General features: G+C 64.6%; 17 protein-coding genes and 1 pseudogene. 9 read left to right on the forward strand and 9 right to left on the reverse strand.

The window, feature by feature from the left end; translation table 11 throughout:
* The 4 genes from thpD to ectA are packed head-to-tail and all read right to left on the reverse strand — an operon-like array spanning position 1 to position 3,213.
* Positions 1-918, reverse strand: a complete 918-nt coding sequence (gene thpD, locus ABZE94_RS03870; RefSeq protein ID WP_372874208.1) for an ectoine hydroxylase — start codon at positions 916-918, stop codon at positions 1-3.
* A gap of 27 nt (positions 919-945) precedes the next feature.
* On the reverse strand, positions 946-1,341 hold the full coding sequence (locus ABZE94_RS03875; protein ID WP_372874209.1) for an ectoine synthase: 396 nt from the start codon (positions 1,339-1,341) through the stop codon (positions 946-948).
* 10 nt (positions 1,342-1,351) lie between these two features.
* Positions 1,352-2,638, reverse strand: a complete 1,287-nt coding sequence (ectB, locus tag ABZE94_RS03880; RefSeq protein WP_372874210.1) for a diaminobutyrate--2-oxoglutarate transaminase — start codon at positions 2,636-2,638, stop codon at positions 1,352-1,354.
* Positions 2,635-3,213: a diaminobutyrate acetyltransferase gene (ectA, locus tag ABZE94_RS03885; protein ID WP_372874211.1), complete on the reverse strand. Its 579-nt coding sequence runs from the start codon at positions 3,211-3,213 to the stop codon at positions 2,635-2,637. Before ectA ends, ectB begins: the two co-directional genes overlap by 4 nt.
* Positions 3,214-3,978: 765 nt before the next feature.
* On the opposite strand from ectA, the gene ABZE94_RS03890 reads away from it, so the two are divergent.
* A complete protein-coding gene (locus ABZE94_RS03890; protein WP_372874212.1) occupies positions 3,979-4,311 on the forward strand; it encodes a cytochrome c family protein in 333 nt (110 codons plus the stop codon).
* A gap of 45 nt (positions 4,312-4,356) precedes the next feature.
* Here ABZE94_RS03890 and zwf read toward each other — a convergent pair whose 3' ends face one another.
* Positions 4,357-5,844 (reverse strand): glucose-6-phosphate dehydrogenase, encoded by a 1,488-nt coding sequence (gene zwf / locus ABZE94_RS03895; protein ID WP_372874213.1) that lies wholly within the window; start codon positions 5,842-5,844, stop codon positions 4,357-4,359.
* A 108-nt stretch (positions 5,845-5,952) separates the two neighbouring features.
* On the opposite strand from zwf, the gene hexR reads away from it, so the two are divergent.
* The 3 genes from hexR (at position 5,953) to ABZE94_RS03910 (ending at position 8,787) form a co-directional block, all read left to right on the forward strand.
* A complete protein-coding gene (gene hexR / locus ABZE94_RS03900) occupies positions 5,953-6,819 on the forward strand; it encodes a transcriptional regulator HexR (RefSeq protein WP_372874214.1) in 867 nt (288 codons plus the stop codon).
* Positions 6,820-7,050: 231 nt separating this feature from the next.
* Positions 7,051-7,275 carry a PA3496 family putative envelope integrity protein gene (locus ABZE94_RS03905; protein WP_372874215.1) on the forward strand — a complete coding sequence of 75 codons (225 nt, stop codon included), beginning with the start codon at positions 7,051-7,053 and terminating at the stop codon, positions 7,273-7,275.
* 582 nt (positions 7,276-7,857) lie between these two features.
* Complete coding sequence (locus tag ABZE94_RS03910) at positions 7,858-8,787, forward strand: malate dehydrogenase (RefSeq protein ID WP_372874216.1); 930 nt, start codon at positions 7,858-7,860, stop codon at positions 8,785-8,787.
* 475 nt (positions 8,788-9,262) lie between these two features.
* Here the strand turns inward: ABZE94_RS03910 and ABZE94_RS03915 are convergent, their stop codons facing one another.
* Positions 9,263-10,210 (reverse strand): LysR family transcriptional regulator, encoded by a 948-nt coding sequence (locus ABZE94_RS03915; RefSeq protein ID WP_372874217.1) that lies wholly within the window; start codon positions 10,208-10,210, stop codon positions 9,263-9,265.
* A 212-nt stretch (positions 10,211-10,422) separates the two neighbouring features.
* On the opposite strand from ABZE94_RS03915, the gene ABZE94_RS03920 reads away from it, so the two are divergent.
* The 4 genes from ABZE94_RS03920 to ABZE94_RS03935 all read left to right on the forward strand — a co-directional run bounded on the left by ABZE94_RS03920 (position 10,423) and on the right by ABZE94_RS03935 (position 15,145).
* Complete coding sequence (locus ABZE94_RS03920) at positions 10,423-11,838, forward strand: acetyl-CoA carboxylase biotin carboxylase subunit (RefSeq protein ID WP_372874218.1); 1,416 nt, start codon at positions 10,423-10,425, stop codon at positions 11,836-11,838.
* Positions 11,839-11,849: 11 nt separating this feature from the next.
* Complete coding sequence (gene oadA / locus ABZE94_RS03925) at positions 11,850-13,655, forward strand: sodium-extruding oxaloacetate decarboxylase subunit alpha (protein ID WP_372874219.1); 1,806 nt, start codon at positions 11,850-11,852, stop codon at positions 13,653-13,655.
* A gap of 244 nt (positions 13,656-13,899) precedes the next feature.
* Positions 13,900-14,841 carry a sodium-dependent bicarbonate transport family permease gene (locus ABZE94_RS03930; RefSeq protein WP_372874220.1) on the forward strand — a complete coding sequence of 314 codons (942 nt, stop codon included), beginning with the start codon at positions 13,900-13,902 and terminating at the stop codon, positions 14,839-14,841.
* Position 14,842: 1 nt separating this feature from the next.
* Positions 14,843-15,145 carry a P-II family nitrogen regulator gene (locus tag ABZE94_RS03935; protein WP_372874221.1) on the forward strand — a complete coding sequence of 101 codons (303 nt, stop codon included), beginning with the start codon at positions 14,843-14,845 and terminating at the stop codon, positions 15,143-15,145.
* Between the two features lie 291 nt (positions 15,146-15,436).
* Here the strand turns inward: ABZE94_RS03935 and ABZE94_RS03940 are convergent, their stop codons facing one another.
* From ABZE94_RS03940 to ABZE94_RS03950, 3 genes and pseudogenes are all read right to left on the reverse strand, one after another.
* Positions 15,437-16,117 carry a GNAT family N-acetyltransferase gene (locus ABZE94_RS03940; protein ID WP_372874223.1) on the reverse strand — a complete coding sequence of 227 codons (681 nt, stop codon included), beginning with the start codon at positions 16,115-16,117 and terminating at the stop codon, positions 15,437-15,439.
* A gap of 16 nt (positions 16,118-16,133) precedes the next feature.
* Positions 16,134-16,593, reverse strand: a pseudogene (locus ABZE94_RS03945) (N-acetyltransferase family protein).
* Between the two features lie 73 nt (positions 16,594-16,666).
* Positions 16,667-17,299, reverse strand: a complete 633-nt coding sequence (locus ABZE94_RS03950; RefSeq protein WP_372874224.1) for an FMN-binding negative transcriptional regulator — start codon at positions 17,297-17,299, stop codon at positions 16,667-16,669.
* A gap of 120 nt (positions 17,300-17,419) precedes the next feature.
* On the opposite strand from ABZE94_RS03950, the gene ABZE94_RS03955 reads away from it, so the two are divergent.
* Positions 17,420-18,874 carry a PLP-dependent aminotransferase family protein gene (locus ABZE94_RS03955; RefSeq protein ID WP_372874225.1) on the forward strand — a complete coding sequence of 485 codons (1,455 nt, stop codon included), beginning with the start codon at positions 17,420-17,422 and terminating at the stop codon, positions 18,872-18,874.
* The last annotated feature ends 19 nt before the right edge of the window (positions 18,875-18,893 follow it).

Below are 18,893 nucleotides of genomic sequence, written 5' to 3' on the forward strand. Positions count from 1 at the left end.
TCAGGGGTACGCTTGCGGCTGGATATCCAGTGCCGTGAAGTCCTCGCGCTCGGCGACGAAGGCCGGGCGTGGCGTCTGGGCGCAGAAGGGCGCCTGCACCGCGTTGTTCACCTGGTTGTAGACGTAGAACAGATTGCTGCGCGCGCTGGGGGTGATGTTGCTGTTGGAGCCGTGGAGGATGTTGCTGTCGAACAACACCACACTGCCGGCCGGGCCGAGGGCGGTGTCGATGCCGTAACGGCTGGCCATCTCGCTCAGGCTGTTGTCGTCCGGCACGCCGAACTGCTGCTTGCGCAGGGAATCCTGGTAGTGGTTCTCCGGCGTGGCGCCGACGCAGCGCACATAGTGCTTGTGCGAGCCGGGGATCAGCAGCAACGGGCCGTTGTGTGGCTCGTTGTCGGTGAGCAGGATCGAGCAGCTCAGCGCGCGCATGCGCGGCATGCCGTCCTCGACGTGCCAGGTCTCGAAGTCCGAATGCCAGTAGAACTCCTTGCCGGTGAAGCCCGGCTTGAAGTTCATCCGCGACTGGTGCACGTACAGTTCGCCGCCGAGAATGAAGCGGGCGATGCCGGCGATGCGTTCGTCGCGGGCCACCCGGGCGAACAACGGATTGTCCTTGTGGATGGCGAACACCGAGCGCACCGCGCCGCTTTCCGGTTCGGTGATGGTCTTGCCGGAATCCGTCAGCGCCGGGTCGCAGCGCACGCGATCGAGTTCCTGGCGCAGCACCGCCACCTCGTCGGCGCTGAACACGTCGTGCAGCACCAGGTAGCCGTCGCGCTGGTAGCGCTCGAGCTGTTGCGCGCTGAGCGGCGCGTTTTCCATATCACTGCGGTAGACCACCGGATCCAGGCGGTCCTGCCAGCTCGGTTGCTCGTGTTGGCGCGAGGGGTAGAGGTCGATTCGTTCAGGGGTCACGTGGAATTTCTCCTTTCGCCGGGCCTGTCAGGCGACGGTTTCTGCCTCCAGCGGATAGACACCGCTTTCGTCATGCACTTCCTTGCCGTTGAGCGGCGGGTTGAACACGCAGGCCATCTTCATTTCCGTGGTGCCACGCAGCAGGTGCTCGTCGTTCTTGTCGAGGATGTACAGGGTGCCGGGGGCAATCGGGTAGATCTTGCCGTCGGCAATGGTCTCGATCTCGCCTTCGCCGCTGATGCAATACACCGACTCCAGGTGGTTCTGGTACCAGATGTGCGTCTCGGTATTGGCGTAGATGGTGGTGATGTGAAAGGAGAAGCCCATGTTGTCGCCCTTGAGCAGCAGGCGCGTGCTGTCCCAGGTTTCAGTGACGATCTTGCGGTTGGACTGCTCGCAGTCGGCCAGGGTGCGTACGATCATGTTCGGTTCCTCAAGAGGCCTGGGAGGCCTGGTTGGCGGTTTGCTCGGACATCACGGCGGCGAAGGCCGCGTCGAGAATGGTCATGGCCTTGTCGATCTGCGCTTCGCTGATAATCAGCGGGCACAGGCACTTGACCACTTCGCTGTGGGCGCCGCTGGTCTCGATCACCAGGCCGTGCTCGAAGGCATGGCGGCAGATGGCGGCGGCGCTGTCGCCATCCGGGCAACTGATGCCGATCATCATGCCGCGGCCCTTGATGAACAACGAATCCGGGCCGTAGCGGCGGACGATCTTGTTCATCCCGTCGGCGATGCGCTTGCCCTTGGCCTGCACGCTCTTGGCGAACTGGTCGTCGCGCCAGAAGTGCTCGATGGCGGCGGTCGCGGTGACGAAGGCATGGTTGTTACCGCGGAAGGTGCCGTTGTGCTCGCCCGGCTTCCACTGGTCCAGCTCCTTGCGCAGCAGCACCATGGCGAACGGCAGGCCGTAGCCGCTGAGCGACTTGGACAGGGTGATCATGTCCGGCTTGATGCCCATTGCCTCGAAGCTGAAGAAGCTGCCGGTGCGCCCGCAACCGGCCTGGATGTCGTCGACGATCAGCAGCATGCCGTGTTTGCGGCAGAGCTTCTCGAGCTTGCGCACCCATTCGGCGGAGGCGGCATTCAGCCCGCCCTCGCCCTGCACCACTTCGACGATGACCGCGGCCGGCTTGTCGATGCCGCTGCTCGGGTCGCCGAGCAGCTTGTCCATCATGCCGATGGTGTTGACCTTGTCGCCGAAATAGTTGGCGTAGGGCATGCGGCTGACGTCGGTCAGCGGCACGCCGGCGGCGCCGCGATGGTGCTGGTTGCCGGTGGCGGCCAGGGCGCCGATGCTGCAGCCGTGGAAGCCGTTGGTGAAACTGATGACGTTGCTGCGCCCGGTGACCTTACGTGCCAGTTTCAGCGCGGCTTCCACCGCGTTGGTGCCGGTCGGCCCGGTGAACTGCATGACGTAATCGTGCATGCCGCGCGGCTTGAGGATCAGCCGGCTGAAGGTCTCGAGGAAACGCTCCTTGGCATCGGAATACATGTCCAGGCCGTGGGTGATGCCGTCGTTGCCGATGTAGTCGAGCAGCGCCTGCTTGAGCACCGGGTGGTTATGCCCGTAGTTGAGCGTGCCGGCGCCACCGAGGAAGTCGATGTAGTGCTTGCCGTCGCGGGTGATCAGTTCCGCGCCGCGCGCTTGGTCGAACACCACGGGAAATGAGCGGCAATAGCTCCTGACGGACGATTCATTCTGTTCGAAGAGTTTCATGCGGTCTCCTTGAGGGTTTCTTCCAAGACGGATGCGTTGAACGGGCCGGCGCGATAGAGCACCTCGTCCTCATGCTGGCCGGCGAAATGCGCGGCGCGGGAGAACAGGGTGCGGGTCTCGTAGTCGACCCCCAGGCGGGCAAAGGCCCGCTTGAACAGCGCCTGGGAGGCGCCGTTGTCCGGCGAGATGGTGGTTTCGAGAAAGCGTACGCCCTGGGTAGCGACCCGTTGGGTCAGCGCCAGCAGCATGCGCAGGGCCAAACCCTGGCCGCGTAGCGAGGCATCCACCGCGACCTGCCAGACGAATAGCGTGTCTGGGCGCGAGGGAGGACGGTAGCCGGAGATAAATCCCACCAGCTGGCCGTCAGCGTTCTCGGCGGCTATGGCGGTATCGGCGAAGTCGGCGCACTGCAGCAGATTGCAATACACCGAGTTGGTGTCCAGGGGTTGGCAGCGGGCTACCAATTGATGAAGCGGATATCCGTCGCCGTCGGTTGGGCGACGGAGCGTGACGGGGGCAACACTCAAACCAGAATCCTTGAAGTTGTGCAAATCCCTATTAGGGTAAACATACATCGGAAGTTTTCTCAACCCGCAATGCCGATGGTCAAGATGACGAGCCGGTGAAGAATCTTCTCGAGCAGGGTTAATTCAGGGTCGAGCAACTAGCGAATTGCCCGCGCTGCGGGGGCAGATAACTAGGCGCGATAATCGGCGGGTGATTGTGCGATTTGCCCAGCCTGTCCAGCGACTGGCGCAGTAGTTGCTTGATGGCGCCGAACAAGGCAGCGCAAGGGCGTCCGCGTGATCCTCTGCATGCCGCTGAATACGGGGGTTTGCGCGTAACTCAGGGTTTCCTAGATTGCCTGCGGAAGTGGCTTGGATCGTGGCCGATATGCGACGCATATTCGTGGCGATATACGGGTGAATATGGCGTGCCTGAACTTTCTGGGTCGCGCAGAGAATACTTGGATAATGAAGGCCATATATGTAGTGACGCAGAGCTTGGTTGCACGCCGCATTGGCGGCCGGATCAAGTCTAGTGACTATTGGGTATATAAACGCTATTCACCAAGCCGACCTCGGCTATATCGAACCGGCGCTCGAAGTGCCGCTAGGCCCTCTATCCCGCACATATCGCCGGGTCGGCGGAGTTGCCCGCCGCGTGCTCGTGCCAGGCGGTCCCGAGAAATGTACTTTGGTACGGGCAAAATGCTGCTTTTGTACAAGAGCCGGCGCTTAACCTTACAAAATATACTGTCTTTGCCGAGCCATTTTGAGGGAACATTTATGAAAGCGATCTTGCTAGCGTCTTTAGCGTTAAGCAGTGCATTGACGGTTGTGCCGTCCGTTCAGGCCGATGAGAAGGCCATGGAGGCCGCCGGGCGTCAGCTGTTTACCCACCACTGCACGGCGTGCCACTCACTGGATACCAGCGAGAACGCCTTCGGCCCCAGCCTGTTCGGTGTGGTGGATCGCCCGGCGGCTTCCGTGCCCAGGTTTGCCTACTCGAAAGCCATGCAGGCCTCGGGGATCACCTGGACCGAAGACAATCTGCGCAAGTGGATTGCCGACAACGAGGCGTTGGTGCCGGGCACGCGCATGCGTCACGTCTCCATTAGCGATCCGGCCGAACAGGATTACCTGATCAGCTTCCTGCGTTCATTGAAGTAAGCCACAGCCCTCCGTGCGACGTACTGCCAGGTCGTCGCCGGCGCGTCACTCCATCCATTCGTGTCCCGCCCGCTCCAGCAGCAAGTTGGCCTGTTCCGGCCCGCTGCTGCCGGCCGGGTAAGGGCGCGGGCTCTGGTGGTGCTGCCGCCAGCCATCGATGATCGGATCGATCCAGTTCCAGGCCGCTTCGACTTCATCGCGGCGCATGAACAGGGTCGAATCGCCTTCGATCACATCCAGCAGCAGGCGCTCGTAGGCTTCCCAGCGGCGCTTCTGACGAAACGCATGCGCCAGGTTGAGGTCCAGTTCCACCGGTTCCAGGCGCATGCCCTTGCCCGGGTGCTTGGCCATCAGTTGCAGGCTGATGCACTCTTCCGGCTGCAGGCGGATCAGCAGACGATTGGCCTCGCCGTCACCGAACAGCTGGTGCGGCACCGGCTTGAACTGGATCAGGATCTCGGAGGTTTTTTTCGCCAGGCGCTTGCCGGTGCGCAGGTAGAAGGGCACGCCGGCCCAGCGCCAGTTCTCGATCTCCGCCTGCACGGCGACGAAGGTCTCGGTGTCGCTGTCGTTGTCGACATTCTTTTCGAAGTAGTAGGCCGGCACCTCCTGCCCGCCGATCTTGCCGGCGCTGTACTGGCCGCGCACGGTCTTGTCGCGTACGTCGAGGCCGGCGATGGGTTTCAGCGCCTCGAGTACCTTGACCTTCTCGTTGCGCACCGCTTCGGCATCGAAGCGCACCGGCGGCTCCATGGCCACCAGGCAGAGCAGTTGCAGCAGGTGGTTCTGGAGCATGTCGCGCATGGCCCCGGCGTTGTCGTAGTAGGCGCCGCGGTTCTCCACGCCGAGGGTCTCGCACACGCTGATCTGCACGTGGTCGATGTGCGCGGCGCGCCATACCGGCTCGAACAGGGCGTTGGCGAAGCGTAGCGCCATCAGGTTCTGCACGGTTTCCTTGCCCAGGTAATGGTCGATGCGGAACACCCGCGACTCGTCGAACACCGCACCGAACGCCGCGTTGATCGCCCGCGCCGACTGCAGCGAGTGGCCGATCGGTTTTTCCAGCACGATGCGCGCATGGGGGTCGGCCAGGCCGGCGACCTGCAGGTGCAAGGGGATGTCTTCGAACAGGTCGGGCGCGGTGGCCAGGTAGTAGACCCGCACGCGCTCGCCGACGCTGCCCAGGTGCTTGGCCAGGCGGCCGAAATCGGCGCTCTGGCTGGCATCCATGGCGAAGTAGTCGAGGCGCTCGGCGAAACTCTGCCAGGTCGCGTTGTCGAAATCGGTTTGCGCCACCTGGGCGCGACAGCGGCGTTCGGCGAGGGCCTGGTAGGCGGCGCGGCTGTGCTGGCTGCGCGCCAGGGCGAGGATGCGCATATCGGCGTGCAGTCGACCGAGACGGTGCAGGTGGTAGAGCGCTGGCAGCAGCTTGTGCAGGACCAGATCGCCCGTACCGCCAAAGACCAGCATGTCGCAGGGAATGCTCAAAGCGGGAACTCCGACTCGGTTTAGCCGTGCGAGGGCGGCGCCCATGTAGTATAACTACACGATCACTACAACCCGGCATGCCCCGATCATAACCGAGTCGTCCTTGGTTGGGGGCATGACCTATTCGTCATCTTTCAGCCTGAGCCCATGCCCGTGAATTTGTTGCAGCACATCGCCCAGTCGCGTCATCTGTTACGCAAGTCGGAACTCAAGGTGGCCGACCACGTGCTGCTCGACCCGGCCGCAGTGATGCACAGCTCCATGGCCGACCTGGCGCACAGCGTCGGCATCAGCGAGCCGACCATCGTGCGCTTCTGTCGCGCCATCGGCTGCAGCGGCTTCCAGGACCTCAAGCTGAAGCTGGCGCAGAGTCTGGCCGCCGGCGCCAGTTTCGGCCAGTTCGCCATCCATGAAGACGACTCGGTTGCCGACTTCAGCCTGAAGATCTTCGACACCACCCTGCACACCCTGATCGAGGTGCGCGAGAAACTCGATCCGCAGGCCTTGCAGCGCGCCATCGCCGCCTGCGCCCAGGCCCAGCGTGTGGAGTTCTACGGCTTCGGCGCCTCCGGTGCGGTGGCCGCCGATGCCCAGCACAAGTTCTTCCGCCTGCTGCTGACCGCCGCCGCCTATTCCGACCCGCACATGCAGGCGATGTCGGCAGTGACCCTCAAGCCCACCGATGTGGCCATCTGCATCTCCCAGTCCGGGCGTTCCAAGGACCTGCTGATTACCGCCAACCTGGTGCGCGAGAGCGGCGCGACCCTGATCACCCTGTGCCCGAGCCAGACCCCGTTGGCCGAGTTGGCCACGGTCAACCTGGCCATCGACGTGCAGGAGGACACCGAGATCTACACCCCGCTGACCTCGCGCATCGCCCACCTGGTGGTGATCGACGTACTGGCCATGGGCGTGGCCATGGCCCGCGGGCCGACCCTGGTCAACCACCTGAAGAGCGTCAAGCGCAGCCTGCGCAGCCTGCGCCTGTCGCCCAAATCGGTGAAGCTGCACGAGGACTAGCGGGCGACATCTCCAGTCGCCTGTCCCGAATTGCGCCTGGGCCTGCTCCATGAGGTTAGGCGGGCTACAGGCCGCACGCCTTAGTGATTGTTCCTGCGCGACGGCGCGGCGTACCCGCGAAGCCAGGGGCGATCAGTCCAGGCTGTCAGCGTCTATTCATCCCTTCGCCGTCAAAGCGTCACATCCCGGGCCGATCCTGTAACTCCCGTTATTCAGCCTGGGAGACCTGAGATGCCTCGTTACTCGGATGAAGCGCAGTCGCACGTCAACAACGATGCAAAGAATCGGCGCAAGCTGCTCGATCAGCGGCGAATGGAATACCGCCGCGCCATCGAAAGCTACGCCGAACACCGCCAGTTGCAGCAGCAACTGGTCGATTACCCGGAGCTGATCGCCGCTAACTATCTGGCGGCCAGTCAGGCGCTGGGGCGGCAAGGCGCTCGGTCAGGACGCTGAACTGGCTGCGCCGACGGTCGGGCCTGTCCGGCCGGTGGGCGTAGGCCCGCAGCCGACCATGCCGCCGCGGACAGGGCTGTGCCGTATTCGTCATTGCCCATGCCGAAAGGAATCAAGCCGCCACTGCCCGCAGACGCCACTGTAATAGGCCGATCGGGAGAGGGAGCGGATGATGATTCGACTGACATTGGGCTGCTCACAAAAGAGCGTTGCCTACGTTGGAATCTGAACCGTACTGGAGACGGAACTGCCTTGGCTTTCGCACGGCAACGTCCAAATCGTGCGTTTTTTTGAGCTCTGGAAAGGCGGCCCCGGGCAAGACCGACGTTTCGACAGGATCGGCCAGAAGGGGGCATTAGAGTAGGAGAAATAGATTTGTCCCCTTTTCGACCGGCTTTGCGCCAGGCCATTTTCGAACTCCGACTGGCCCAGCAAGCGTCGGCAGGGGGGACGTCCCGGGGCCAGGACTGCCCATTAGCGACGGCTTCGGCCACCTTCGGGTGGCCTTTCTGCATTAACGGGTAATACTTTCCTGTATACGCGGACGTGTTGCTGGTGGCGCGCGCCGCGGGGAGGTGTGAGGTGAAAAAGCTATCAATTGTGGGTGCCGGCATGGTGGGTGAGGCGGCGGCTCAGATCATCGCCCGGGAAGAGTTCTGTCGTGAGTTGATGTTGATTGATGTGCAGGGTGAATTGGCACAGGGCAAGGCGCTGGACGTCTGGCAGGCAGCCGTTGAGTCAGGTTCTGATACCCGGGTTTACGGCGGGTCCAATGCCGAAATGCTGGAGGATTCTGACCTGGTGGTGATTACGGCGGGTGTGCCGCGCAAGCCTGGTCAGTCGCGCCAGGATGTATTGAGTATCAATCTGCCAATTCTCGATAGCATCATGCTGGATATCAATCGTCATGCTCCGGCGGCGACGGTGTTGGTGGTGTCGAACCCGGTCGACGTGCTGACCTATCGGGCTTGGAGTCTCAGTGGTCGGGGGCGCGAGAGGGTGTTCGGGCAGGCTGGGGTGCTGGATACAGCGCGCATGAAGTGTTTCATTGCCGAGGAGACTGGGTTATCTGCTCGGGATATCACGGCGCTGGTGCTGGGAGGGCATGGCGATAGCATGGTGCCGCTGATGCGCTACTGTGCGGTCGGTTCGGTGCCGCTGTCCCACTTCCTGTCCAGTCAGCAGATAGAGCGGATTGTGCAGCGCACACGTCAGGGTGGCGGCGAGATTCTGGGTTTGAAGAAGCTGGGGAGCGCCTGCGATGCGCCGGGCGTGGCAATTGCACAGATGGTGGATGCTATCGCCAATGGGCGAAACCGCATTTTGCCGGCGGTCGCGATTCTCGAGGGTGAGTACGGGCGAACAGGCATTGCCATGGGTGTGCCCTGTGTGCTGGCAGAGGAGGGGCTTGTGCGGGTGATCGAGTTGTCTCTGGATGCGCAGGAGCAGGCGATGTTCGACCACTCTGCAGATCAGGTGGTGCGTGATATTGCTGAAATGAATGCTTTGTGAGCGGGGTATATGAGGGGGTTTTGGGCGCAAGGGGATCGCGTCCCGGGAAGTGGTCGATCAGGTGGTGGGACAGCGCTGTGACCTGGGCCTGATCGCCGAACCTTATGGGTTCCCCGGCCCACGCGGCGAGCGTCTGCTGCGCCCACCCGTGGCCTGCGCGCTGCTGGCGGGCCATGGATTGCAGGCCAAGGCGCTGGTGGTGCCGGCAAACCTGGAAGGTGGGAGGCCGGCTAGATGATTCTCAGATTTATTTTCTCTACTCTAAACGTCCGCTTCTTGGCCGAAAGCGGCCGCCTACCAACGACCGCCTTTGGGTCGTTGCCAGCCACTCCGCCTCCCGCGCCAAAGGCAAGGTCGTCCGCTTGTCGTGCGCTTCCCGCTCGGCTCGGCGTCAGCCGGTTGGGCAGCTGTTCGTAGAGGGTGCGGTAGACGCCGATGATGTGCTGCTCGATCAGTTCGGCGGCCTGTGCCACGCCTACTGGCTGACGGGTTCGGCGAAGCGCTCGGCCAGGGCGTTGATCTGACTGCGCTGGTCGCGCACGAAGGCGAAAAACGCCTGGGCCACCGGCGACAGGTATTTGTCCCGTGGGTGCACCAGGCACCAGCTGCGCAGCAAGGGCAGCTCGGTCACCGGCAGTTCATGCAGTGCGCCGCAGGCCAGTTCGCGGCGCACCGCGTGGCGCGGCAGCAGGGCCAGGCCGAGGCCGGCGAGCACCCCTTCGAGCTGGCTCTCGGTCGAGCCGAGCTCCAGGGTCTGGGCGAAGTGCGCGCGTTTCTGGTGGCAATATTCCTCGCCCGCCTGACGGGTGCCCGAGCCGCGCTCACGCACCAGCAGTGGCCAGGCGGTGAGGTCCTGCAGGCTCAGTGGCCCCTGGCTGCACAGGGGGTGCGTCGGTGGCGCCACGGCGATGATCGGGTTATTGAGGAACGGCAGGAACTCCAGGTTCAGGTCGGTCGGCACCTGCGACATGATCAGCAAGTCATCGCGATTGGCGCTCAGGCGCTTGAGTGCCTGGGCGTGGTTGGTGACCACCAGCTGCAAGCTGACTTCCGGGTAGTGGCGGCGAAAAGCGGCGAACAGGTGGGGCGTGAAGTGCTTGGCACTGGACTCGACGGCCAGGCTCAGCTGTCCCTGCAGGCTGCCCCGCAGGTCGCCCAGCTGCATGTCGAGGCTTTCCAGGCGGCCGAAAATATCCGCGCTGGCCCGCTGCAGGGCTTCGGCGGCGTCGGTCAGGTAGAGCTTCTTGCCGACGTAATCGAACAGTGGCTGGCCGAGCAGCTCCTCCAGCTGGCGGACCTGCAGGCTGACCGCCGGCTGGGTCAGGGCCATGTCTTCGGCGGCGCGGCTGTAGGAGCGCTGCTGGCACACCGCACGGAACACCTGAAGTTGGCGCAGGGTGATGCGCATCAAGGATTTGCGCATGGGCTATCTCGTCCGGCGGTGGTTGGGTGGTTGTTCGGAGGTGCTGACGGCTATCCGCAACCGGACAGCAGGCCTTTCAGCTGCAGGTATAAGCCATGACTTATAACTAAGCAAATTATTACTGATTTCGGTTATTCAGCGCGCGGGCGTAGGGTAAGCGGGTGGTCGCGACTAGCGACCATCTGTCTGTCCATTGGGTCGAGGAAGCACGCGTGATCAAGAAAATCCTGATTGCCAACCGCGGCGAGATCGCCGTCCGTATCGTGCGCGCTTGCGCCGAGATGGGCATCCGCTCGGTGGCCATCTATTCCGATGCCGACCGCATGGCCCTGCACGTCAAGCGTGCCGACGAGGCCCACGGGGTCGGCGCCGATCCCCTGGCCGGTTACCTGAACCCGCGCAAGCTGGTCAATCTGGCCGTGGAAACCGGCTGCGATGCCCTGCACCCGGGCTATGGCTTTCTCTCGGAGAACGCCGAGCTGGCGGAGATCTGCGCCGAACGCGGGATCAAGTTCATCGGTCCGTCCGCCGAGGTGATCCGCCGCATGGGCGACAAGACCGAAGCGCGGCGCAGCATGATCAAGGCCGGCGTGCCGGTCACCCCGGGCACCGAGGGTAACGTCGCCGACATCACCGAGGCCCTGGCCGAAGGCGAGCGCATCGGCTACCCGGTGATGCTCAAGGCCACCAGCGGTGGCGGTGGTCGCGGCATTCGCCGCTGCAACTCGCGCGAAGAACTGGAACAGGCGTTTCCGCGGGTGATCTCCGAAGCGACCAAGGCCTTCGGCTCGGCGGAAGTCTTCCTGGAAAAGTGCATCGTCAATCCCAAGCACATCGAGGCGCAGATTCTCGGCGACAGCTTTGGCAACGTGGTGCACCTGTTCGAGCGCGACTGCTCGATCCAGCGGCGCAACCAGAAGCTCATCGAGATCGCCCCCAGTCCGCAACTGACCCCCGAGCAGCGCGCCTACATCGGCGACCTGTCGGTGCGCGCGGCCAAGGCGGTGGGTTACGAGAACGCCGGTACCGTGGAGTTCCTCCTGGCCGAGGGCGAGGTGTACTTCATGGAGATGAACACCCGGGTCCAGGTGGAACACACCATCACCGAGGAAATCACCGGCCTGGACATCGTCCGCGAGCAGATCCGCATCGCTTCCGGCCTGCCGCTGTCGGTCAAGCAGGAGGACATCATCCATCGCGGCTTCGCCCTGCAGTTCCGCATCAACGCCGAGGACCCGAAGAACAACTTCCTGCCCAGCTTCGGCAAGATCACCCGCTATTACGCCCCCGGCGGCCCCGGCGTGCGCACCGACACGGCGATCTACACCGGCTACACCATTCCGCCCTATTACGACTCCATGTGCCTGAAACTGGTGGTCTGGGCGCTGACCTGGGAAGAGGCGATGGACCGCGGCCTGCGCGCCCTGGACGACATGCGCGTGCAGGGGGTGAAGACCACCGCGGCCTATTACCAGGAAATTCTGCGCAACCCCGAGTTTCGCAGCGGCCAGTTCAACACCAGCTTCGTCGAAAGCCACCCGGAACTGACCCAGTATTCGATCAAACGCAACCCATCGCACCTGGCGCTGGCTATCGCCACCGCTATCGCCGCCCACGCCGGCCTGTGAGGATTCGAGCAATGTCCAAAAAGATTACCGTCACCGACACCATCCTGCGCGACGCTCACCAATCGCTGCTCGCCACGCGCATGCGCACCGAGGACATGCTGCCGATCTGCGACAAGCTCGACCAGGTCGGCTACTGGTCGCTGGAAGTCTGGGGCGGCGCCACCTTCGACGCCTGCATCCGCTTCCTCAAGGAAGACCCCTGGGAGCGCCTGCGCCAGCTCAAGGCGGCGCTGCCCAACACCCGTCTGCAGATGCTCCTGCGCGGGCAGAACCTGCTCGGCTACCGGCACTACAGCGACGACGTGGTCAGGGCCTTCGTGGCCAAGGCCGCGGTCAACGGCATCGACGTGTTCCGCATCTTCGACGCGATGAACGACGTGCGTAACCTGCGCGTGGCCATCGAGGCGACCAAGGCCGCCGGCAAGCACGCCCAGGGCACTCTGGCCTACACCGTCAGCCCGGTGCACACGGTCGAGGCCTTCGTCAAACAGGCCAAGGCCATGCAGGCCATGGGCATCGACTCGGTGGCGATCAAGGACATGGCCGGCCTGCTCACCCCCTATGCCGCCTTCGACCTGGTCAAGGCGCTGAAGGAAGAAGTCGATCTGCCGGTATTCGTCCACAGCCACGACACCGCGGGCCTGGGCGCGATGTGCCAGCTCAAGGCGATCGAAGCCGGCGCCGACCATATCGACACGGCCATTTCCAGCATGGCCTGGGGCACCAGCCACCCGGGCACCGAGTCGATGGTCGCCGCGCTCAAGGGCAGCGAGTTCGACACCGGCCTGGACCTGGAGCTGTTGCAGGAGATCGGCCTGTACTTCTACGCCGTGCGCAAGAAGTACCACCAGTTCGAAAGCGAGTTCACCGCGGTGGATACCCGCGTGCAGGTCAACCAGGTGCCGGGCGGGATGATGTCCAACCTGGCCAACCAGCTCAAGGAGCAGGGCGCCCTGGACCGCATCAACGAGGTGTTCGCGGAAATCCCGCGGGTGCGCGAAGACCTCGGCTTCCCGCCGCTGGTCACCCCGACCTCGCAGATCGTCGGCACCCAGGCGGTGTTCAACGTGCTCGCCGGCGAGCGCTACAAGACCATCACCAACGAGGTGAAGCTCTATCTGCAGGGCCGTTACGGCCTGGCGCCGGGCATGATCGACGAGAAGCTGCGCCGTCAGGCGATCGGCAACGAAGAAGTGATCGACGTGCGTCCGGCCGACCTGATCGCGCCGGAGATGAGCAAGCTGCGCGGCGAAATCGGCGCCCTGGCCAAGTCCGAGGAGGACGTGCTGACCTACGCCATGTTCCCCGACATCGGGCGCAAGTTCCTCGAAGCGCGCGAAGCCGGCAGCCTGACCCCGGAACCCTTGTTGCCGATCCCCGAGGCCGGCGGCGTGGCGGGGGCGACTGGCGAAGGCGTGCCTACCGAGTTCGTCATCGACGTACACGGCGAAAGCTACCGGGTCGATATCACCGGCGTCGGCGTCAAGACCGAGGGCAAGCGCCACTTCTACCTGTCCATCGACGGCATGCCGGAAGAGGTGGTGTTCGAGCCGCTCAACGACTTCGTCGCCGGGGCCGGCGGCAAGCGCAAAGAGGCCAGCGCCCCTGGCGACGTCAGCACCAGCATGCCGGGCAATATCGTCGAGGTGCTGGTCAAGGAAGGCGACCAGGTGAAAGCCGGCCAGGCGGTGCTGATCAGCGAGGCGATGAAGATGGAGACCGAGGTGCAGGCGCCGATTGCCGGCACGGTAAAGGTGGTGCACGTGGCCAAGGGCGACCGGGTCAACCCGGGCGAAGTGCTGGTCGAGATCGAGTGACCGCGGGTCAACGAACGCCTTCGAAGGATGGGTTCAAGGCTCCGCGACTGTTTACCTCTTGGGGGGCCGCAAGGCTCCCTTTTTTTAACGCTGTGCTCGTTAGCTGTTGTCGGTCCACCCTAGGGTTTGTCATCAACACATAACGGGGACAAAACCTTTTCAAGTGCAGTCTCGGTTAGTGCCGAATGCAGCAGCTCTTTCACTGGATGCATGGACCATATGGGTTTATCTGACGGAGGCAATAATGGGGCTTGACCCGGTGGTACTGTTTTTTCTCTTCGGCCTATGCGCCGGCTTGCTGAAAAGCGAACTGAAGCTACCGCCGGCGCTCTATGAAACCCTGTCGATCGTCCTGCTTCTGGCGATCGGCCTGCACGGCGGGGTGGAGCTGGCGGAACAGGCCAGCCTGCAGTTGCTCGGCCAGGCAGTGCTGGTGCTGGGCCTGGGCATCATGTTGCCCGTGCTGGCCTTCGCCGTGCTGCGCGGCCTGGGCTTCGACCGGGTCAATGCGGCGGCGGTGGCGGCGCATTATGGCTCGGTCAGCGCCGGCACCTTCGCCGTGGTGGTGGCGTTCATGCTGGCCCGCGGCATCGAGTTCGAGAGCTACATGCCGCTGTTCGTGGCGATCCTGGAGATTCCGGCGATCCTGGTCGGCATCCTCCTGGCCAAGGGCCTGGCCCGCGACACCGACTGGCGCGAGCTGGGCCGGGAGATCTTCCTCGGCAAGAGCATCATGCTGCTGCTCGGCGGCCTGATCATCGGCGCAGTGGCCGGCAAGGAGGCGATCAAGCCGCTGGAGCCGCTGTACACCAGCATGTTCAAGCCGGTGCTGGCGTTCTTCCTGCTGGAGATGGGCCTGATCGCCTCCGGCCAGCTTGGCGCGCTCAAGCAGTTCGGCTTGCGCCTGCTTGGCTTTGCCCTGTTGATGCCTTTGCTCGGCGCCCTCATCGGCGCCTTGCTGGCGCGTCTGATGGGCCTGTCGCTGGGCGGCACCGCCGTGCTCGCGACCCTGGCGGCCAGCGCCTCCTATATCGCCGTGCCGGCCGCCATGCGCCTGGCCTTGCCCGAGGCCAACCCGTCGCTGTCGCTGACCGCCTCGTTGGGGATCAGCTTCCCCTTCAATATCCTGCTCGGCATCCCGCTCTACCTGATGCTCGCCGAACAACTGATCGCCTGGGGACTCTGAAATGAACGCCCACACCCGCACCCTGCTCACCGTGATTTGCGAAGCCGCGCTGGAGAAAAAACTGCTGGTCGAGCTGGAGGCGCTCGGCGCGCCCGGCTGGACCATCTCCGACGCCCGCGGCCGCGGAGCGCACGGGGTGCGCAGCGCCGGCTGGGACACCGACGGCAATATCCGGGTGGAAATCATCTGCGCCCGGGACATCGCCGAGCGCCTCGCCGAGCACCTGCAAACGCGCTACTACGCCAACTACGCGATGGTCTGCTACCTGGCCCAAGTGGAAGTGCTCAGGCCGGAGAAGTTTTGATGGATCGCATTCCGGCGCAGGAGACGTAACCAACAAGGAGGTTGGCATGGTCAGCTACCGGTGCGTCCGCCTGGCGGGTGGCACCTATTTCATCACTCTGCCCCTGAAGGATCGCCGCAGCGACGTGCTTACGCGGTAGATCGAGCTATGCGTGGGGCTCTGCGTTCATCGGTTTGTCTGGCAGGGCCTATAGCCGCTGGATTGGGGCGCAGGTGCCGGAGTGGAAGTAGCGGGGGACGGTTAGGCCGCAGTGCCGGATGGCGCTGGGGCTTATTCGGGCTAGGCGGGCAGTCAGCGGTTGCACAGCTCGCCCAGGCTGCTGCGCTGGCGTCCCTGCTCATCGAAGTTCTCGGCTGCCAACCAGCGTTCGAACGCTTGCCGTTGCCTCGGCCATTCATGGTCGAGCAGGGAGTACCAGGCGGTATCGCGGTTGTGGCCCTTGATCACCAGATGCTGGCGGAACAGGCCTTCGAAGCTGAAGCCGAAGCGCTCGGCGGCGCGTTTGGAGCGGGCGTTCAGATCATTGCACTTCCATTCCAGGCGGCGGTTGCCGAGGGCGAAGGCCTGCTCGGCGAGCAGGAATACCGCTTCGCTGGCCCGCGGCGTGCGCTGCATGGCGCGGCCGAAGGCGATGTGGCCGATCTCGATGCTGCCGTGGGCCGGGACTATGTTCAGGTAGCTGAGCAAGCCCTGAGCCTGGCCGCTGGCGCGCTCGATGACGCTGAAAAACAGTGGGTCGCCGCTACCGGCATTGGCGGCGAGCCAGGCATCGAAGTCGCTGCGGCGTTGGAGCGGGCCGTAGGGCAGGTAGTCCCACAGCGCCGGGTCGGCGTCCGCGCCTTGCAGGCACAGCCACAGGTCGTCGCCATGGCGCGCGGGGTCGAGCGGTTCCAGGCGCACGTAACGGCCGTCGAGCGGACGCTGTGGCGGTCGGTTGGCGGGTTGCCAGTTGGGCAGGGCTTGGCTGGTCATTGTTGTCGTCCTTGGGCTACAGGGCGTGACGGTACTGCACGAAGCCGGAGCGTTCGGCGATGCGATCGTAGAGCTGCATGGCAGTGTGGTTGCTTTCCTGGGTCAGCCAGTGCACCCGTGCACTGCCGGCGCTGTGGGCCTGGACATAGACGTGTTGGATCAGTTTGCGGCCGACGCCGCCGCCGCGCGCCTCGGGGCTGACGAACAGGTCCTGCAGATAACAGCTGTGGGCGACCGACCAGTTGGAACGATGAAATATCCATTGCACCAGACCGATGGCGCGGCCGTCGCGCCAGGCCGTCGCGCCAGGCCATCGCGGCATGGGTCGGCTCGGCCGGATCGAGAAAGCGTTGCCAGGTGCTGGCGCTGGTTTCGGCCGGCAGCTCGCTTGCATAGAAGTGCAGATAGCCCTGCCACAGGGGCAGCCAGGCGGCATGGTCGGCGGCGCTAACGGGGCGGATCTCGATCTCGGGCATGGCCGTCTTCCTTCTGTGAATGAGCTGCAGGAGCCAGCTTGCTGGCGAAGAGGCCTTCAATGGCCCCAGGACTTCAGCGCAGGCTATCCATCAGTCGCGCCATTTCCTGTTCGTGCGGCGCCGGGCTTGCCGCCAGGGCATCGCGTACGCCGGCGCGGTTGTCCGCCGGCTGGTTCTGGCTCAGCTTGCGTTTGCCGGCGACGCGTTCGATCGGCAGCTCGAAACCGACGATGGCGCGCAGCATGGCGTCCAGGTAGTCGGCTGGTGCCTCGGCCAGCGACCAGGGCTGCGCCTGGCCGCTTTCGTGGTGCGCGCTGAGGCGGCCGACCAGTTCGCGCAGGCGTGCCGGCTCGTCGAACACCTCGGCGCGGCCCCAGGCATGCACGGAGACGTAGTTCCAGGTCGGCACCGCCTTGTGGTCGCGGGCCTTGCTCGGGTAGTAGCCGGGGCTGACGTAGGCCGAAGCGCCGGGAAAGATCACCAGCCCCTCGGCGCCGGCGGCCAGGTCGCGCCATTGCGGGTTGGCCCGGGCGAAATGGCCGAGCAGGCGGCCATGCGGGCCGGCATCACGCTCCAGCAGCAGTGGCAGATGGCTGGCCTGCAGGCCTTGTTCGCCCTGGGTCACCAGGATCGCCAGGGGCGTGCGCTCGATCTGTGCGTGCAGGTCGGCGAGGTCGTCGATGCGGAAGGCGGCGGGTGAGTACATGGCATTTCTCCTCGGCAATGGCAGCATGCTAGGTGGGATATTGGTCCTTTGTAAGAGCCATTTATGGCGATTTTGATAGGTCCAATCTATGCTGGGTCTCTCTCTCCCAGGTCGCCGCCCATGTCCAGCAAGCCGCCCTTGCCGCTCGACCCCGCCGGCTTCCGGCTCGACCCGCGTCAGGGCCTGGCCCGCCAGCTGTATCAGGCCCTGTGCGAACGCATTCTCGACGGCCGCATGGCCAGCCGCATGCGTTTACCGGCCAGCCGCGAACTGGCCGAGGCGCTGGGGGTGTCGCGCAATACCGTGGTGCGCGCCTACGACCAGCTGTATGCGGAGGGTTATATCGACGGGCGCATCGGCGACGGCACTTATGTCGCCGAACTGGGCGGCGGCATGCCGGCCGCCATGCCGCCGACGGCGCAGGTGCAGATTCCCCAGCCGCTGCGGGCGCGCTTGCAGGCCCATGGGCCAAGCGCGTCGCACGAGGGGCCGCCGCGGGCGTTTCGCCTCGGCTTGCCGGCCCTCGATCTGTTCCCGTTCGAGGTCTGGTCGCGTTTGCAGGCGCAGTTCTGGCGTGCACCGGCGCTGGAGTGCCTGGGCTATGGCGACGCGGCCGGCGATCCGCGTCTGCGGGAAATGATCGCCGCCTACCTGCGCAACGGTCGCGGCCTGCGCTGCACGCCCGAGCAGGTGCTGATCACCAGCGGCGCGCAGCAGGCCATCAGCCTCTGCGCCCAGTTGCTGTTGCAGGCCGGCGACGGGGTGGTGCTGGAGAATCCCTGTTACCGCTCCGCCGCCCAGACCTTCGCCGTCGCCGGGGCGCGCCTGCACGGCATCGCGGTGGATCAGGACGGCCTGGACACCAGCCAACTGGCGGGCCTGAGCGATTGCCGGCTGGCCTATGTCACGCCGTCGCACCAGTACCCGAGCGGCGTCACCTTGTCGCTGGCACGGCGCCTGGAACTGCTGGAGTGGGCCGAGCGCGAACAGGCCTGGATCGTCGAGGACGACTACGACGGCGAGTACCGTTACAGCGGCACGCCCCTGGCGCCGCTCGCCTCTCTGGATCGCCAGGGCCGGGTGCTCTATGTCGGCACCTTCTCCAAGGTGATCTTCCCGGCGCTGCGCCTGGGTTATCTGGTGGTGCCGCCGGCGCTGGTCGAGCCCCTGGCGCAGTTGCGCACCCTGAGCATGCGTCATTCGGAGATCGGCACCCAGGCGGTGCTCGCCGAGTTCATCGCCCGCGGGCATTTTCAGCGGCATATCCGCCGTATGCGCCGCGCCGCCCGATTGCGCCGCGATGCCTTGCTCGAGGGCTGGCCGGCGCAGGCGGTCGGTGCGTTGCCGCAGGTGCAGGCCGGGCTGCATGTGTGTTTGCCGCTGGCCAGCGTGGCGCGCGAACGGGAGCTGATCGAGCAGGCCGCAGCCGTCGGCGTGGAGCTCAGTGCCCTGAGCGGTTACTGCCTGGCCGACCCGGCGCAGCCAGCGCGTGCCGGCCTGGTGCTGGGTTTTGCCGGGGTCGACGAGGAGCAGATCGCCAGCGCCCTGGCCAAATTGCAGCGGGCCTGGCGCTGAGGCGGAAGCCGCCTGGAGG

The organism is Pseudomonas sp. (assembly GCF_041601375.1).
Lineage (GTDB): Bacteria > Pseudomonadota > Gammaproteobacteria > Pseudomonadales > Pseudomonadaceae > Aquipseudomonas.

What these genes read in the sequence shown, in the direction of transcription:
- ABZE94_RS03955 (WP_372874225.1), top strand. Translation starts at nt 17,420, where the DNA reads ATGTCCAGCAAGCCGCCCTTGCCGCTCGACCCCGCCGGCTTCCGGCTC.
- oadA (WP_372874219.1), top strand. Translation starts at nt 11,850, where the DNA reads ATGTCCAAAAAGATTACCGTCACCGACACCATCCTGCGCGACGCTCAC.
- ABZE94_RS03940 (WP_372874223.1), bottom strand. Translation starts at nt 16,117, where the DNA reads ATGACCAGCCAAGCCCTGCCCAACTGGCAACCCGCCAACCGACCGCCA.
- ABZE94_RS03950 (WP_372874224.1), bottom strand. Translation starts at nt 17,299, where the DNA reads ATGTACTCACCCGCCGCCTTCCGCATCGACGACCTCGCCGACCTGCAC.
- ABZE94_RS03915 (WP_372874217.1), bottom strand. Translation starts at nt 10,210, where the DNA reads ATGCGCAAATCCTTGATGCGCATCACCCTGCGCCAACTTCAGGTGTTC.
- ABZE94_RS03875 (WP_372874209.1), bottom strand. Translation starts at nt 1,341, where the DNA reads ATGATCGTACGCACCCTGGCCGACTGCGAGCAGTCCAACCGCAAGATC.
- ABZE94_RS03930 (WP_372874220.1), top strand. Translation starts at nt 13,900, where the DNA reads ATGGGGCTTGACCCGGTGGTACTGTTTTTTCTCTTCGGCCTATGCGCC.
- ABZE94_RS03935 (WP_372874221.1), top strand. Translation starts at nt 14,843, where the DNA reads ATGAACGCCCACACCCGCACCCTGCTCACCGTGATTTGCGAAGCCGCG.
- ectB (WP_372874210.1), bottom strand. Translation starts at nt 2,638, where the DNA reads ATGAAACTCTTCGAACAGAATGAATCGTCCGTCAGGAGCTATTGCCGC.
- ectA (WP_372874211.1), bottom strand. Translation starts at nt 3,213, where the DNA reads ATGTATGTTTACCCTAATAGGGATTTGCACAACTTCAAGGATTCTGGT.
- zwf (WP_372874213.1), bottom strand. Translation starts at nt 5,844, where the DNA reads ATGGGCGCCGCCCTCGCACGGCTAAACCGAGTCGGAGTTCCCGCTTTG.
- ABZE94_RS03905 (WP_372874215.1), top strand. Translation starts at nt 7,051, where the DNA reads ATGCCTCGTTACTCGGATGAAGCGCAGTCGCACGTCAACAACGATGCA.